Source organism: Desulfobotulus sapovorans DSM 2055 (genome assembly GCF_059569355.1).
Genome location: NZ_JCANVJ010000013.1, coordinates 1 through 16,780, shown reverse-complemented (window position 1 = coordinate 16,780; position 16,780 = coordinate 1). Strand labels below are relative to the sequence as shown.

The 16,780-nt window shown below is 55.2% G+C and carries 15 protein-coding genes; 14 read left to right on the top strand and 1 reads right to left on the bottom strand.

Features of this window, described 5'->3' with window-relative positions:
• Positions 1–110 precede the first annotated feature (110 nt).
• The 5 genes from BR04_RS10250 to BR04_RS10230 all read left to right on the top strand — a co-directional run bounded on the left by BR04_RS10250 (position 111) and on the right by BR04_RS10230 (position 7,020).
• Entirely contained in the window at positions 111–1,487 is a 1,377-nt protein-coding gene (locus BR04_RS10250; protein WP_496355914.1) for a cytochrome c biogenesis ResB family protein, read from the top strand.
• Between the two features lie 103 nt (positions 1,488–1,590).
• On the top strand, positions 1,591–2,421 hold the full coding sequence (ccsB, locus tag BR04_RS10245; protein WP_496355913.1) for a c-type cytochrome biogenesis protein CcsB: 831 nt from the start codon (positions 1,591–1,593) through the stop codon (positions 2,419–2,421).
• A gap of 10 nt (positions 2,422–2,431) precedes the next feature.
• Positions 2,432–3,685 (top strand): UDP-N-acetylglucosamine 1-carboxyvinyltransferase, encoded by a 1,254-nt coding sequence (gene murA, locus BR04_RS10240; RefSeq protein ID WP_496355912.1) that lies wholly within the window; start codon positions 2,432–2,434, stop codon positions 3,683–3,685.
• Positions 3,657–6,137, top strand: coding sequence for a DNA internalization-related competence protein ComEC/Rec2 (locus BR04_RS10235; RefSeq protein WP_496355911.1), 2,481 nt, complete (start codon positions 3,657–3,659; stop codon positions 6,135–6,137). The genes murA and BR04_RS10235 overlap by 29 nt, the downstream gene beginning before the upstream one ends.
• A gap of 46 nt (positions 6,138–6,183) precedes the next feature.
• Entirely contained in the window at positions 6,184–7,020 is an 837-nt protein-coding gene (locus tag BR04_RS10230; RefSeq protein ID WP_496355910.1) for a TIGR02757 family protein, read from the top strand.
• Between the two features lie 3 nt (positions 7,021–7,023).
• On the opposite strand, the gene BR04_RS10225 is transcribed toward BR04_RS10230, so the two are convergent.
• A complete protein-coding gene (locus BR04_RS10225) occupies positions 7,024–7,407 on the bottom strand; it encodes a hypothetical protein (RefSeq protein WP_496355909.1) in 384 nt (127 codons plus the stop codon).
• A 236-nt stretch (positions 7,408–7,643) separates the two neighbouring features.
• Between BR04_RS10225 and BR04_RS10220 the strand changes: the two genes are divergently transcribed.
• The 9 genes from BR04_RS10220 to BR04_RS10180 form a co-directional block, all read left to right on the top strand.
• A complete protein-coding gene (locus BR04_RS10220) occupies positions 7,644–8,393 on the top strand; it encodes a C39 family peptidase (protein ID WP_496355908.1) in 750 nt (249 codons plus the stop codon).
• Positions 8,390–9,853, top strand: a complete 1,464-nt coding sequence (locus BR04_RS10215) for a RimK family ATP-grasp domain-containing protein (RefSeq protein ID WP_496355907.1) — start codon at positions 8,390–8,392, stop codon at positions 9,851–9,853. Before BR04_RS10220 ends, BR04_RS10215 begins: the two co-directional genes overlap by 4 nt.
• Positions 9,850–11,088, top strand: a complete 1,239-nt coding sequence (locus tag BR04_RS10210) for a carboxylate-amine ligase (RefSeq protein WP_496355906.1) — start codon at positions 9,850–9,852, stop codon at positions 11,086–11,088. Before BR04_RS10215 ends, BR04_RS10210 begins: the two co-directional genes overlap by 4 nt.
• Before the next feature lie 99 nt (positions 11,089–11,187).
• Positions 11,188–11,571 (top strand): response regulator, encoded by a 384-nt coding sequence (locus BR04_RS10205; RefSeq protein ID WP_496355905.1) that lies wholly within the window; start codon positions 11,188–11,190, stop codon positions 11,569–11,571.
• Positions 11,568–11,723, top strand: a complete 156-nt coding sequence (locus tag BR04_RS10200) for a hypothetical protein (RefSeq protein WP_496355904.1) — start codon at positions 11,568–11,570, stop codon at positions 11,721–11,723. The genes BR04_RS10205 and BR04_RS10200 overlap by 4 nt, the downstream gene beginning before the upstream one ends.
• 212 nt (positions 11,724–11,935) lie before the next feature.
• Positions 11,936–13,639, top strand: coding sequence for a GspE/PulE family protein (locus BR04_RS10195; protein ID WP_496355903.1), 1,704 nt, complete (start codon positions 11,936–11,938; stop codon positions 13,637–13,639).
• A 175-nt stretch (positions 13,640–13,814) separates the two neighbouring features.
• Positions 13,815–15,506: a hydroxylamine reductase gene (gene hcp / locus BR04_RS10190; RefSeq protein WP_496355902.1), complete on the top strand. Its 1,692-nt coding sequence runs from the start codon at positions 13,815–13,817 to the stop codon at positions 15,504–15,506.
• A 117-nt stretch (positions 15,507–15,623) separates the two neighbouring features.
• Complete coding sequence (locus BR04_RS10185) at positions 15,624–16,274, top strand: IS607 family transposase (RefSeq protein ID WP_496355901.1); 651 nt, start codon at positions 15,624–15,626, stop codon at positions 16,272–16,274.
• A gap of 3 nt (positions 16,275–16,277) precedes the next feature.
• On the top strand, positions 16,278–16,780 hold a 503-nt coding region (locus BR04_RS10180; protein ID WP_496355900.1), incomplete at its 3' end, for an RNA-guided endonuclease InsQ/TnpB family protein.

Here is a 16,780-nt window from a genome sequence, read left to right as displayed (position 1 = left end):
AATAAGGCTTTTTTCCCCTTTGGCGGGAAGAAGTCTTTTTTTGTGATCGGACAGCTATTTTTTTACGGATGGATCAAGCCGGTTTTTCCGGCGGAACAGGATCGGGTCTGATGGAAAAAAACGGGACGGAGGAAAGGGGAGTCATGCGTCAGGTCTGGACCATGTTTGCCTCTGTGAAACTGTCTGTGGTGGTGCTGCTGCTGCTGGCAGCAGGATCCGTGGTGGGTACCCTGATTCCCCAGAAACCGGGGGGGGCTGCCCAGGCGGGTGAGGGGGTGCTGGGAAAGATTTTTGCCCTGCTGCACCTGCATGATATGTACAATTCCTGGTGGTTTCAGACCCTTTTGCTGCTTCTGGCCCTGAATCTCGTTGTGTGCAGTCTGGAGCGTCTTCCCGCGGTCTGGCGCTGGGTATGGAGAACTTCGGGCGTTCCCTATGCGGACAGTGTGCGCAGTCTGGCCAATGCCATAACCTGGGAAGCTCCGGAAAATCTGGATGTTGCCGTGAAAAAGGCGGAAAAATCCCTCTCCGGCTGGGGAACCCGCATACGCGCCTATGAATACGGAGAGGGAAAGCGCCTTCTCTACGCAGAATCCGGGCGCTGGACACGGCTTGGGGTCTATGTTGTGCATCTCAGTATCCTGCTGCTCCTTGCGGGTGGGCTTGTGGGATCCCTTTTTGGGTTTTCCGGTTTTGTGAACATTCCCGAAGGGGAAACAGCCCATGAGATCCGGCTCCGGGGAAATGGCGGGACGCTGGATCTGGGATTTTCCATCCGCTGTGACGCCTTTTCCGTGAGCCTTTATCCCGATGGAACCCCCAGAGAGTACCGTTCCACCTTAACCCTTCTCGGATCCGAGGGAGAAAAGATTCTGACCGAGGATGTCCGGGTCAACCATCCTCTGGTTTACGGCGGGGTGCGCATGTACCAGTCCAGCTATGGCACGGCAGCGGCCCGTTCCATCTCCCTGCGTCTTGTGCCTGAAAAGGGAGAGGCCCTTTCCCTCAGGGCCGAGGTGGGGGTACCCCTTGCCCTTCCCTTTGCAGAGGGGCATATCGTGCTCATGAGGTTTATGGACAATTTCCGTCTCCGGGGACATGCCCTGGGCCCGACCTTTCTGGGCTTTTATGAAGATGGAGAGGGCAGACAGCAGACCCTGGTGCTGCCCCGGAACCATCCCGGCTTTGACCGTATGCGCATGGGAGAGCGGGGCTTTGCCATTGAGGTGGAGGATTTTGAGCCGCTTTACTTCACGGGTCTTCAGGTAAGCCGGGATCCGGGGGTGGGGCTGGTTTATCTGGGGTTTGCCCTTATGCTGCTGGGCTGCTGGGTGGCCTTTTTTCTTTCCCACAAAAAGCTCTTCATTCTGATTGCACCTTTGGCAGAGGGCGGGGTGGCGTATACGGTGGCGGGCAGCGGAAAGCGTAACCGCCATAGCCTGAACCGGAAGGTGGACCGTATTGCCACTTTTCTGGAAAAAGGCTGAAGATGCGGACTGGCTTTCGTTTCCCATGGTTTTTTGCTGATCCGAGCGCATCCCGCACAAGGGATGCCGAACCCTCCGGAAAATCATAATTTAAGGAAATCCCATGAACAGTTCCTGGATTCTTTCCATTGTCACCTTTGTCTATGGTGCCGCAGCCCTGCTGTACATCCTGGCCTGGCTTTTTCATAAAACTGCCCTTGGAAAGGGGGCAACGGGCCTGATCTGGCTGGGCCTGTTCGGGAATATGACCGGTTTTTGCCTGCGCTGGGTGGAAAGCTATCAGATGGATATCGGCCGCATTCCCCTGTCCAATCTCTATGAATCCCTGGTCTTTTTTTCCATGAGCATGGCGGCTCTGTATCTTTTTGTGGAGTGGAAGAGCGGACGCAGGGAGGTGGGGGCCTTCTTCGGGCCTCTGATTTTCCTCGTTCTGGCCTATGCTTCCCTTTCGCCCAATGTCTCCGATCAGATCCGCCCCCTGGTTCCGGCTTTGAAAAGCAACTGGCTGACCATCCATGTCATGACCTGTTTTCTGGGATATGCGGGCTTTGCTCTGGCCTTTGCCACCAGTGTGATGTATCTCATCCCTGCCGGGTCGAAAAAGGGATTCCGAAGCCGTTTTCCCGCGCCTGAGGTGCTGGATGATCTGACCTACCGCATGGTGGTTTTTGGTTTTCTTCTTCTCTCCTTCGGGATTATCACAGGCTCCGTATGGGCCAATTCCGCCTGGGGCAGTTACTGGTCCTGGGATCCCAAGGAAACCTGGTCTCTTATCACCTGGATCATCTACGCGGTACTGCTTCATGCCCGGCTCATGCGTTCCTGGACAGGCAGCCGCATTGCCTGGCTTTCCATTCTGGGTTTTCTTGCGGTGCTGTTCACCTATTTTGGCGTGAATTACCTTCCCGGGCTGCACAGCTACGGAAGTGTCTGACAGGGGGCACATGGATACCATCGAAATCAAGGGCGGGATTCCCCTGCACGGAGAAGTCCGGATCAGCGGGGCGAAGAATGCGGCCCTTCCCATACTGACGTCAGCCCTGCTGGTGGAAGGGTGCTGCGAATTCCACAATGTTCCCCGTCTGAAGGACATTGATTCCATCCTGCTGCTTCTGGAAGATCTGGGCTGTCATGTGGAGAGGGAGGGAAGCCGTGTGCGGATTGATGCCTCCGGTCTCAGCCGTACCGAGGCGGCCTACGATCTTGTCCGTAAGATGCGGGCCTCCATTCTGGTGCTGGGTCCTCTTGTGGCAAGACTGGGCCGGGCCAGGGTGTCTTTGCCCGGAGGCTGCGCCATCGGCGCAAGACCCGTGGATCTGCACCTGAAGGGCCTGGAGGCCATGGGGGCCAGAATCCGGCTGGATCATGGCTATGTGGAGGCCGAGGCGGGGCGGCTCAGGGGAGCAGACATCTGCTTTGACATGCCTACCGTGGGCGGTACGGAAAACCTCATGATGGCGGCGAGTCTGGCCGATGGGGAAACCATCCTGCGCAATGCGGCAAGGGAGCCGGAGATTGTGGCTCTGGCGGATGTGCTGAACGCCATGGGCGCATCTGTGGAAGGAGCGGGTACCTCAAAAATTGTGATTCAGGGTGTCCCTTCCCTGAAGCCCGTTACGGCCACCATCATTCCGGATCGCATTGAGGCGGGCACCTTTCTGGTGGCGGCTGCCCTCACGGCAGGCGATGTAACGGTTCGGGACTGCAATCCCGATCATTTCCGGGCCGTCATCAATAAATTGCGGGCCACGGGCGCCACCGTGGAAACGGGCCCGGACTGGGCCAGGGTATACCGATCCGGGCCTATCCAGAGTACGGACATCACCACCCAGCCCTATCCCGGTTTTCCCACGGACATGCAGGCCCAGTTCATGGTACTGCTCAGTATGGCCGAAGGCACCAGCGTGATTTCAGAAACCATTTTTGAAAACCGCTTCATCCATGTCAGTGAGCTTCAGCGTATGGGCGCGGCCATCAGTCTCCATGCAGGCAACACGGCCAAGGTTCGGGGGGTCAGGGAGCTTTCCGGCGCGCCGGTGATGGCTTCGGATCTCCGGGCCAGTGCCTCCCTGATTCTGGCCGGTCTGGTGGCCACCCATACCACGGTGGTACACCGGGTTTACCATCTGGACAGGGGCTATGAGTCCATTGAGGAAAAATTCAGTCAGCTTGGGGGCCGTATCCGCCGTATCCACTGAGGCGGAGCGGTTCTGGAAAAGACCGGCCCTTCCCCTGCTGCTGGCCCTGGTGCTGGGGATTTTCTGGGCCAGGTTCTGGCCTCTGCCCCCTTTCTGGCCTTTTCTGGCAGCAGCCTCAGGACTTGGGGCTGTTTTTTTCACACTGCGCTTTTCCTTTTGTGTCCCTTCCTTTTTTTCCGCCCTTCTTCCCCTTCTGGTCTTTTTCTTTCTGGGACACCTCACCGGGCTTTCCGTGCACCGGGCCGCCACAGAGGCAGCAAGGCTTTCCGCTTTTCCCGGAGAAGACAAGGTCTGGGTGACAGGCCGCATTGAAGGGCTGCCCCGACCCCGGCAGGGCAGGGTGCAGTCCCATCTTTCCGGGGTGATCCTTGAGGAGGCTTCCGGCAGAACCTTTTCCCTGACAGGAAGGCTGCTCTTTACCCTGGTGGGGGACGGGCCCATGCCGGAACCGGGCAGCCGTGTGCGTTTTCATGGAGCCGTGCGGGCTTTTGATAATTTTGAAAATCCCGGAGGCTTTGACTATCACAGGTTTCAGCAGGACAGGGGAATTCATGGCCGGATCTGGTGCCATGGCCGGGAGCTTCAGGTTCTGGAAAGGGGCGGGGGCGGGTTTGTTGCTGCGGTGGATCGTTTCCGTCTGGGCCTTGGGGAGAAAATCCGGCAAGCTGTGTCCGACGAAGACAGTGCGGCTGTCATGGCCGCTATGCTCATCGGCGACCGCACCCGACTGCGGCCTGCCCTGCGGGAGGCTTACGCAGCAGGCGGTCTCGGGCATCTTCTTGCCATTTCAGGCTTGCATGTGGGGCTTCTCGCCGGAGGCCTGTTCTGGCTCTGCGAACGTCTTTTCCGTTTTGTTCCCGCCCTGACCCGGAGGGGGGCAACGCGCAGGGCCGCAGCCCTTCCCGCCCTTTTGGCCGCCTTTGCCTATGCCCTGATTTCAGGCGGAGCACCTTCTGCCCTGAGGGCCGTGCTCATGGTGGCAGGAGGCATCTGGGTGCTGATCCTGCACCGCAGCACCGATGTCTGGAGCCTTCTTGCCCTGGCTGTGGGGCTTCTTCTCTGCCACAGTCCGGAACGTCTCGTGGATACGGGCTTTCTCCTCAGTGTGGCTGCTGTGGCGGGGCTGATTCTGGGATTTTCCCGTTATCCCATGATGAAGCCCGAAAAGGCAGGCCTGTGGCTTTCCCTTAGGTTTTGGGTTCTGGGTCTTTTCAAGACCTCCCTTTTTGCAGCCCTGTTCACAGCTCCCGTCTGTCTCCACGTTTTCCGGGAAGTCTCCCTGCTGGGGCCTGGGGTGAATCCTGTTCTGGTTCCCCTCATGGGTATGCTGGCCCTTCCTTTGGGCATGGCGGGCCTGATCCTTTCTCCCATGGGGGAGGGGGCGGTCTTTCTCCTGAAGGTCTCAGGTTTGTTGACGGGTCTTGGAAACGCCATGGCTTTTTCCATAGAAAAGATCCCCTTTGCCCTCCTGAGGCCCGGAGGCATCACCCTGCTGGAGGCGGGCCTTCTTTACGGTTTTCTCCTGCTCTTTTTCTGCTTTCCCAAGGGCCTCTGGACCAGGGGACGCATGGCCTTTGCCTGTGTTCTGGTACTGCTCACCGCAGGAGACGGCCTGCGCTGGATCTTTTCCCGACAGGGGCCGGAGCATCCTGTGGTGACGGTGCTGGATGTGGGGCAGGGTTCGGCTTCCGGTATAAGGCTCCCCGGCGGCAGGGTGATGCTGGTGGACGGGGGCGGTTTTTCCTGGGCCGATGCCCTGGATACGGGCCGTGCCATCCTGTCGCCCTGGCTGGATTTCCAGAAGATCCGAACCCTGGATGTGCTGGTGCTTTCCCATCCCCATGCGGATCACATTCAGGGATTTTTTTATCTGGCGGAACGCTATCCGGTGCTGGAACTCTGGATTTCAGAAACAGCCATGGCCGATCCTCTGGGAAGGGATCTTGTGGTGTTTTTACGGGACAGGGGTACCCGTATCCGCCACCCGGATCTGGAAGAGGAACCCCCCATGCTGGGAGGCGTGACCTTCCGTTTTTTCGGGCCTGGGGAAGCGGTTTTTTCCAGCGTGAATGATGCCTCCCTGGTTTTTCGCATGGAGAGCTCCGGAGGTACCCTGCTGTTCACAGGGGATGCGGAACGGCAGGCGGAGCTTTTTTATGTGAGAAACTATGGGAAGAATCTGGCCTCGGATGTGCTGCTGGCGGGTCACCATGGCAGCCGTACATCCACGACCGAGACCTTTTTAGGAGCGGTGACTCCTTCCCTTGCCATTCTTTCCTGTGGCTTGCGGAATCCTTACCGCTATCCTTCCGTGGCGGTACTCCGCAGGCTGGAGAGCCGGGGGGCCAGGGTGCTGCGGACAGACACGGGTGGTGCAGTGCAGCTTGTTTTCGGGGAGGAGGGGATAGAGGCCCGCCATACCCCCATTGGCCGCTGGGACAGGCTGTGGTGAAAGGATTGTCAGAAACACAACCCATCCTTTTTTCTGAAGGAACCGCATGGAACTTCGTCAAGACCTTCTCGAAGCCCTTTACCGGCAGTATACGCACCGGGAGTGTGTGCATCCCGATCCCCTGGAAACCCTCTATGCCTTTGAAAGGGCAGAGGACGTGGAGGTGGCGGGGCTTCTTGCCGCCCTCATGGCCTATGGCCGGGTGGGCCAGATTCTCAAAAGTCTCAAGGAGATTTTTTCCCTCATGGGGGATGGGCCCCGGGACTGGCTTTGCCGTCAGAAGCCTGAGGCTCTGGAAACGGTTTTTCAGGATTTTCGTCATCGTTTTGCCGATGGAAAGAATCTTTCCGGGCTGATGGCGGGCATGGGAAAATGCCTGAGGGATCATGGCAGCCTGCGGGCGGCCTTTGCCCAGGGGGATGGGGGCGGGGACATAGAAGCCGCCCTGGAAGCTTTTGTGGCGACGCTGCTCAGGGGCGCTTCCCATGATCCGGGGCATCTCTTGCCGAGGCCTGCCAAGGGGAGTGCCTGCAAGCGTCTCTATCTTTTTTTACGCTGGATGGTGAGAAAGGATGCTGTGGATACGGGAATCTGGGAGGATGTGGGAGCTGAAAGGCTTCTGGTGCCGGTGGATGTGCATATGCACCGTATTGCTCTGTTGGCGGGACTGACGAACCGGAAATCAGGGGACATCCGAACATCGCGGGAAATTACCCGGGCTTTTGCCCGTTTTGCACCTGAAGATCCGGTTCGCTATGATTTTGCCCTGACCCGCATTGGTATCCTTGAAGGGATGAATCCGGAAGTTTTTATGAAAAACTTCAAGGATTTTAAAAATGTTACGGATGTCCATGGGGACAGGGCCTTTTCAAAGGACGTCTGAGTATCATACCACAATATCCAGCTGCTGACCCTGCATGGCCTGCTCCGGAGGCCGGGTGAATTCCCGGATGATGTTTTCCGGCTGCTGATAAAGGTTCTGTGCTCTTTCAGCAGGGGCTGCGGTGGCAGGAGGCGGTGTTTTTTCCGGCGCAGCGGTCATGGTCTGGGTATTGTCAGACGGTGCCGTATTTCTGGAGGCAGCATCAGGCCCATAACCCGCAGCCGGAGTATCCCGCATGGGTTCCGAAGGACGGAAGATGGCGGCATCCTGAAGGGGCTGCTGCTCACGAACCTGGGGCTGAACTTCCGGGCTTTGCATGGGTCTCGGTGCTATGGGCTGCACCTGGGATACGGCGTATGGATTGGAACCTGTAATGGGCTGAATCATGGAAACCTCCTTTACGTTCATGGGGATTCTGTTAAAATCCCACCCTGTAAACGTTGTTTTATAATAAGTCATAACGGCTTGAATGGGAAGGGAAAAAAAATAATATTTCAGGTCTTTCCTTTCCCGCTGTTTTTTTGGTCGGCTTTGGCGTATGAGGATTCAGGCTGAAAAAACAGGGCCTGTCCTTTGCCGTGCATCTGTCCTTTGATCCTTTCTGTTTTTCTTCGGAGGGCGTTATGACGTCCCGCATTCCTCTTGGCATTTTACCCCAGCCCGATGATGAAAGCTGTGGTCCCACCTGCCTCCATGCCATCTATGCCTACTGGGAAAGGGAGTCTCCTTCCATAGAAAATGTCATGACAGAGGTGCAGCGGGTGGAAAATGGTGGTACCCTTGCCGTACATCTGGGCTGCCATGCTCTGGGACGGGGGTATCATGCCACGTTATATACCAATGATCTTCAGATGTTTGATCCCACATGGTTTCCAGGACTCCGTGGCGAGCGGGACGTGGATGCGGATTTTCTGGCAGCGCGTCTGCTGCGGCAGATGTCCCATCGCAGAAACCACGCCTTCCGCAGTGCAACGGAGGGGTATCTGCATTTTCTGGCTTCAGGCGGGCGCATCCGTTACCGGGACTTCACCCCTCGTTTGATCCGCAGCTATCTCGACCGGGGAGTTCCCATTCTGACCGGCCTTTCCGCCACCTACCTGTACAATACCATGCGGGAAATTCCGGAGACCGGCCGGGATGATGATCTCCGGGGACGGCCCAGCGGTCATTTTGTGGTGCTGCGGGGCTATGACCGCGAACACCGGAAAGTGCTCATTGCCGATCCCTATGCCATGAATCCGAGATTCCACGGCCCTTATTACGCTGTAAACATGCGCCGTCTCATCCATGCTGTGCTCCTGGGTGTTCTCACCTTTGACGCCAATCTTCTCATCCTTGTTCCGGAAAAAGAAACGGAGGCCTTGATCCAATGAATGATATTATTGTGGTGGACATGCCCGCCCGCTGGCCTGTCTCCATTTCGGGTGCCGAAGTGGTCGGTTCCCGCGATTACCTGATGGATGCCCGTTTTCTCACCATGAAACGGGCCAGGGTATTCAATCTCTGCCGATCCTACCGTTACCAGTCCACCGGGTATTATGTATCGCTCCTGGCGGCGGCGCGGGGACATAAGGCCTTTCCCACCATCGCCACGGTGCAGGATATCAAATCCATGTCTGTGGTACGTCTGGTCACGGAAGACCTGGATCGCATGATCCAGAAAAGTCTTGGTCATCTTCAGAGCGATGTTTTTGAGCTGAGTATCTATTTTGGCCGGAATCTGGCCAAGCGCTATGACCGGATTGCCATGGAGATTTTTAACTTTTTCCAGTGCCCGCTTTTGCGGGTGCACTTTGTGAAAAAGGATGAAAAATGGCAGATTCGCACCATCCGGATGATTGGGGTGAGTGAGATTCCGGACGATCATTTTCCTGAACTTGTGCGTCTTGCGGAAGTCTATCTTACGGGCCCCAGCCCCAAGCCCAAAAAGCCGGAACGCAAGGGCTATGATCTTGCCATTCTTATGGATCCCGATGAAAAAATGCCCCCTTCCGGTGCTCCGGCCCTGAAGCGTTTCATCAAAGCCGGGAATCGTGCGGGGTTCAATGTGAGCCTCATTACCCGGCACGATTACCACCGCATCGGTTTCTTTGATGCCCTTTTCATCCGGGAGACCACATCCGTTAACCACCACACCTTCCGTTTTGCCCAGAGGGCTGAGGCTGAAGGACTTGTGGTCATTGATGATCCTCTTTCCATCATCAAATGTACCAACAAGGTCTACCTTGCGGAACTTCTGACCCACCATGGTATTGCCACACCGGAAACCCGGATTCTTTCCCGCCACAACCTGGCGGAGGCTGCGGTGAATGGTTCGTATCCCCGTATCCTCAAGCAGCCGGACAGTGCTTTTTCCCAGGGTGTGGTGAAGGTGGATGACAAAGAGGCCTTTCTCAAAGAGGCGGAGCGTTTTCTCGACCGATCGGATCTCATCATTTCCCAGGCTTTCACGCCGACGGAGTTTGACTGGCGTATCGGGGTTCTGGGAGGCCAGCCCCTTTTTGCCTGCAAGTATTTCATGGCCAGAAGCCACTGGCAGATTGTGAACTGGGAAAAAACCGGGGACAACCGTCTCGGGGATGCGGAAACCCTGGCCCTCGGTGCTGTGCCTGAGGTGGTGCTGAAAACGGCCCTCAAGGCGGCAAGACTGGTGGGCAATGGTCTGTACGGTCTGGATGTGAAGCTCATTGGCCGTAAGGCCTATGTGATCGAGATCAACGACAACCCCAATATTGATGTGGGGATTGAGGATCTGGTGCTCAAGGATGGTCTCTATGACAGGATCATGATGTATTTTTATGATGAGGTCATGCGCAGAAAGGGCAGCCGATGAAACCCCTGCACCTCTTTGAAGGGTATGGCATTGAAATCGAGCTGATGATTGTGGATCAGAAGCATTTGACCGTTCGTCCCCTTGCGGAAAAGATGCTGATGGACAGTGACGGCCTGGTGGAAAATGAACGCTCTTTTGAAGGGGTGCGGATTTCCAACGAACTGGCTGCCCATGTCATGGAGTTCAAAACACCCGGCCCGGCTTCGGGGTTTTCCGGACTCACCGGGGATTTTCGCAGGGCGGTGAACGGGGTGAACGCCATTCTGGCGCCTTTGGGAGCGCGGCTTCTGGGGACGGGGATGCATCCTTTCATGGATCCTTTTCAGGAAGCCGTACTCTGGCCCTATGGGCAGAAGGAGATCTACAGGGCCTACGATAAAATTTTTGACTGCCGGGGGCATGGCTGGGTAAACCTCCAGAGTGTGCATCTCAATCTGCCCTTCCATGGGCCGGAAGAGTTTGGCCGCCTGCATGGGGCCATCCGCTGTGTGCTTCCCCTCATTCCCGCCCTTTGCGCCAGCACTCCCATGGCGGATGGCAAACTGACGGAGTTTACGGATACCCGGCTTTCCGTGTACCGGAACAACCAGGCAAAGGTGCCGGAAATTGCGGGCCGGATCATCCCGGAGGCGGTTTTTGATCCCAAAAGCTATGAAAGGGAGATTCTGGAGCCCATGTACAGAGCCATCCGGCCTCTGGATCCTGCGGGCATCCTGAGGGGGGAGTGGCTCAATTCCCGTGGGGCCATCGCCCGGTTCACCCGCAGTGCCATTGAGATCCGTCTTGTGGATACCCAGGAATGTGTGGAGGCCGACCTTGCCGTGATTGCCCTGGTGGCTGCTGCTGTACGGGGGTTTGTGGAAGAGAGGCTGGCTCCCTTTGAGGTGCAGAAAGCCGCGACGACGGAAAGTCTTGCGGCTCTGCTACATCGATGTATCGCCAAAGGGGAAACGACTTCTGTTGATTCACCAGAACTTCTCGGATTGTATGGATTTTCATCTCACTTGCCTGCGGGGGAAATCTGGAAACACTGGTATGAGCTGCTGCTTCCCCATTGTCCGGAACTGCCCCCTGTGGCGGCTGTTCTGGAAAAACGTCTGGATGCGGGCAGTCTTTCTTTTCGCATTCGTAAGGCATTGGGGAAAGATCCGGATTTGGAGAGAATTCTTGCAGTTTATGGAGAACTGGCAGACTGCCTTACAGCAGGGCAGCTTTATGCGCCTTCTTTTTTTTGACGGATTTTCGGGGTAAACATTGGGAAAAAGGGGCGGAGCATTCCCTTTCCTGTTCAAGAGATGCGCAGTTTTTCGGTTTTACGTGTCCATGGAGAACAAATGAAAAAAATCAGATGTATTGTTGTGGATGACGAGTCACATATCCGGACTTTTATGCGTACGATATTGCAGCGGCTGGGGCTGGATGTGGTGGGAGAAGCCGCCAACGGTGAAGACGGACTGGTACTTTTTGAAAAGATGCTGCCGGATCTTGTGGTAATGGATGTGAACATGCCCCTTAAAAACGGGGATGAGGTGGTGGGCAGGATGAAGTCTGTCAATCCCCATGTCCGGGTTGTGATTCTGACATCCGTTGCGGATATGGGTACCATCAGCCGCTGTCTTGAGGCCGGTGCTGATGATTATATCCGAAAGGATACCTCGTACGCAGAACTGAAAGAGATCATTGAGGGGATGGTCGCTGAAATGGAGGGGAATTCATGAGGGAAAGGTACAGGCTTTCCGAGATGATGGCGGAGATTGAAAAGGATGAGAAGATTAAAGAGCAGGATATGAGCCGTAAGCTTTCTCAGGATCAGATCCGGAAAATGCTCAAAACCATGAAGGAAAAGAGCAAGGTAAAACTTTCTCCCTGATTTTTTTTTTGTTGGCTTGCTACGGTTCCGCCTGCACACAATTTGCGTTCTGATTACCCCCCTGATTCAGCCATGCAGTCGCAGATTTTACCCCTGTAGCATTGAATCCATCGTTTCCACGCTGGAGCATGGGAACGATAGCTGAAACAAAATGGTAATCAGTATTTTTGTTGAACCGTGAGCTGTTTTTTTCCCTATGAGGAGATCTGTCCATGAACAATCCTGCCTTTATCGAGAAAATTGTGGGACTGGGGTTTGTTACAGAAGAAGATGCCAGGGGCCTTCGGGAAAAATTTCAGGGCAATGATTTTGAGGTACTCCAGTTTCTCCAGAAGGGCGGGGTGGCTTCCAAAGGGTTTCTCGGGAAACTGTGGGGGGATGCCATTGGTTTTGCCTATGTGGATCTGGTGAAAAGTATTTTTCAGGCAGATGCTGTGACCATGCTGCGCCGGGAATTTGCCATGCAGCGCCAGGTGATTCCCATTTACCGCCTGGGCAGCGCCCTGACCGTGGCCACGGCCAATCCCCTGGATTTGCAGATGCTGGAAGATGCGGCGCGTTTTGCAGGTATTCCCATCAGCCCGGTGTTTGCCTTTCCGGAAGATATCGAGGATGCGCTTCAGATTCAGTACCAGTCCAAGGAGAGTGTGGAGGAATTTATTGCCAAGCTTTCCGAAAACTCCCTTTTCAAGGGAACCAGCAAGATCACGGATGAACAGCTGAAGAGGATCGCCGGAGACAAGGCCGTTGTGGATTTTACCCACGGTATTATTCTGCTGGGTCTGAAGGAAAGAGCCACGGACATTCACATTGATCCTTCCGAAGAACTGGTGCGTATCCGGTTTCGTATTGATGGCCTTTTGCAGACACGGCTCAAGATTGATCTGCCCCTTCTGGCTCCCGTAATCTCCCGCCTTAAAGTCATGGCTGGTCTGGATATCACGGAAAAACGTAGACCCCAGGATGGCCGCATTGGCATCAAGCTGAAAAACAGATCCATTGATGTCCGCATGTCCTCCACACCCGCCATATCCGGAGAGAAAATTGTACTGCGCCTTTTGGGGCAGCTGGCGGTGCGGGAGGTTCCCAGTGTGGAGGAACTGGATTTTTCCCACAGAACCTTTCACAACCTGGAGGCTGTTGCCACCTCACCCAATGGGGTTTTTCTGGTGACCGGTGCCACGGGATCGGGCAAGACCACCACCCTTTTTTCTGTTCTGAAGCGTCTCAACAATGATGAAATCAATATTCTTACCGTGGAAGATCCCGTGGAATACCGTCTTGAAGGGGTCAATCAGGTACAGGCCAATCCTGCCATCGGCCTGGATTTTACTGCGGTGCTGCGCTCCTTTCTCCGTCAGGATCCCGATGTTATTCTGATCGGTGAAATCCGGGATCTCGAAACCGCAAGAATTGCCTGCCAGGCGGCTTTGACCGGTCATCTGGTTCTTTCCACCCTGCACAGCAACCGGGCTTTGCAGGCCACCACCCGCCTCATGGATATTGGTGTTCCCTCGTTCATTGTTTCTCCAGCCCTCCTGGGGGTGATGTCCCAGCGTCTGGTACGGCGGATCTGCGACAACTGTAAAGAGGCCTATGTGCTTTCCGATGCGGAGGCGGATCGGTATTTTATCCGGGAGGCGGGGGAAAAGGTGACGTTCTATAAGGGAAAGGGCTGCGTCCGCTGCAATTTTACGGGGTATCTCGGAAGACTGGCCCTGCATGAGGTGTTCATGATTTCCTCCGATATCCGGGATCTGATTTCACGGAATGGCTCCCTTGTTGAAATCGAGAAAATGGCCATGGAACAGGGATTTAAACCCCTGTATCACGATGGCCTGAAAAAAGTGCTGCGGGGCATGACCACCATGGAAGAACTGGAGCGGGTGATGGACAAGGCCTTTGTCAGTTCATGAAAATTTCAGCGTCATGGCATCTGATTTATTTTTCACCCGTCTGTCGTAAAAAGGGTTCCCCTTGATTCAGATCAAGGAAAAGATTCGTATGGAGGGTTAGGCTGCATCCCAGTGATGACGGAAGTTTCCTTTTCATACGGATGAAAACCGGATTTTGAAAATCAAGGAGGATACCATGTTCTGTAACCAGTGTGAGCAGGCAGCCAAGGGTGTGGGATGTGACAAAATCGGCGTATGTGGAAAAACGGCAGAGGTTGCGGCTTTGCAGGATCTTCTTGTCCATGCGGTGAAGGGGCTTTCCCAGGTGGCCGTGGAAGGCCGCAGAGTGGGCGTGGTGGAGGCCAGGATCAACCGCTTCACCGCTGAGGCCATTTTTTCCACCCTGACCAACGTCGATTTTGATGAAAAACGCTTTGAAAATCTGATTCTGGAATGTGAGCATCTGAAGAAAATGCTTGAAGTCAGGGTCAGGGCCGCAGGCGGCAAGGTTCCCGGAAGTGACAGCTCCTGGATTCAGAAACTGGTGGCAAGGCTCACGGGCAATGGCGGCGATTTTAAGATTCTGCCCACCCTGCCCATGAAGGCTGAGAACCTCAGCGCCATGACCGCCCTTGGTGAAACTGTGGGTCTCCTTGACGGGCCGGATAAAAATCCGGATCTGCGTTCCATCAAGCAGATCATCGTTTACGGGCTGAAGGGGGTGGCAGCGTATGCGGATCATGCAGCCATTCTGGGGCAGGAAGATGATGCGGTTTATGCCTTTATCCATGAAGCCATGGCGGCCACCCTCAACCCGGATCTTTCGGTGGAGGAACTGCTGGGGCTGGCCTTAAAATGTGGGGAAGTGAATCTGCGGGCCATGGAGCTTCTCGATGCGGCCAACACGGGAACCTATGGGCATCCCGTTCCCACGGCCGTGTCGCTGGGTCAGAAGAAGGGCAAGGCCATTCTGGTTTCCGGTCATGATTTAAAGGATCTGGATCTTCTTTTGCAGCAGACCGAGGGCAGGGGAATTCTTGTGTACACCCACGGTGAGATGCTGCCCTGTCATGCCTATCCGGGCCTTAAAAAATACGGTCACTTTTACGGGCATTACGGCACTGCATGGCAGAATCAGGCCAAAGAGTTTGATGCCTTTCCCGGTGCCATTCTCATGACGACCAACTGTATCCAGAAGCCTAAACCGAGCTATCAGGACAATCTTTTCACCACAGGGCTTGTGGGGTTTCCCGGCGTCCGGCACATCACGGACAAGGATTTTACCCCTGTGATTGAAAAGGCTCTGGCCCTTCCCGGATTCACGGAAGATGTCCCCGGTAAGGAAGTGCTCACAGGCTTTGCCCGCAATACTGTCCTTTCCGTGGCGGGAACCGTCGTGGATGCTGTGAAATCCGGTGCCATCCGCCATTTCTTCCTCGTAGGGGGCTGTGACGGGGCCAAACCCGGGCGCAATTACTACACGGAACTTGTGGAAAAGATCCCTTCGGACTGCATGGTACTGACCCTGGCCTGCGGCAAGTTCCGCTTCTTTGATAAAGACCTGGGGAAAATCGGTGATCTGCCCCGTATGCTGGATATCGGGCAGTGCAACGATGCCTATTCCGCCATCCAGATTGCCGTGGCCCTGGCCAATGCCTTTGACTGCGGGGTGAACGATCTGCCCCTTTCCATGATTCTTTCCTGGTATGAGCAGAAGGCCGTGGCCATCCTGCTCACCTTGCTCCACCTCGGTATCAAGGACATCCGCCTCGGGCCTTCACTGCCCGCCTTTATCACGGAAAATGTATTGGGTGTTCTCGTGGAAAAATTTGGCATCCGTCCCATTGCCGCCACGCCGGATGAGGATCTGAAGGCCATTTTGGGATAGTTTTTTACTGAGACCCATCCTGCTTCCGGTATCGGTTTTACGAAGCCCCTCTCTTTCCGGAGAGGGGCTTTTAACTGTCCAGTTGACATCTTATTAATCTTATCTATTCTCGCCATTATGAATAGACTTGTCCCCATCGGCAAAGCCGCAGAAGTTTTAGGTGTATCCATCCCCACCCTGAGAAGGTGGGAAGCTGAAGGCCGCATATCGCCGGAGAGAACCAGTTCGGGGCATCGGCGCTATGATCTTGCGGCCCTGAAACCTGAGCTTTTTCATGCCCCGTCGGACACCCGCCGTACCCTGGCCTATGCCCGTGTGTCCAGCCATGACCAGAAGGAGGATCTTGAAAGGCAGAAGCAGGTTCTTGAAATGTACTGCGCCCGGCAGGGCTGGACTTTCGAGATTCTCTCCGACCTTGGCTCCGGCATGAATTACCACAAAAAGGGACTGAAAAAGCTCATCGAGGCCATCCTTGAAGGCAGCATTGGCCGCCTTGTTCTCACCCACAAAGACCGCCTGCTCCGTTTTGGCGCGGAACTGATTTTTGCCATCTGCGAAGCCAAAGAGGTGGAGGTGGTTATCCTCAACCAGGGTTCGCGGAGCGACGCCAGCCCTGCGCAGCAGGGTGAAGATGCGGATACGAGCTTTGAAGAAGACCTTGCCAGGGATGTTCTGGAAATCATCACCGTTTTTTCCGCAAGGCTCTATGGCAGCAGATCCCGGAAGAACAAAAAGCTTCTCGAAAACTTGAAAAAGGCTGTGGAATAAGCCATGCTCATTGCCCATAAGATTGCCCATAAGATTGCCCATAAGATTGCCCATAAGATTGCCCATAAGATTGCCCATAAGATTGCCCATAAGATTGCCCTTGATCCCAACAACGTTCAGGAAAACTACCTTGCCCGTGCTGCGGGTACGGCCCGTTTTGCCTACAACTGGGCTTTGGACCAGTGGAGCGAACAGTATGCGGCATGGAAAGAAGACCCAGGCATTCCCAAACCCTCCCAGATGTCCCTGCGCCGCGACTTGAACGCCATCAAACATACGGATTTCCCATGGATGAAGGAAGTCACCAAATGCGCTCCGCAGATGGCCATTATCCAGCTTGGCGAAGCGTTTAAAAACTTCTTTGCGGGTCGTGCCAAGTATCCGACCTTCCGCAAAAAGGGCGTGAACGACCGCTTCAGCATCACCAACGATCAGTTCACCGTTAAAGGGAAAAAGATCCGCATTCCGGTTCTTGGCTGGGTGAGAATGCGGGAAGAGCTTCGTTT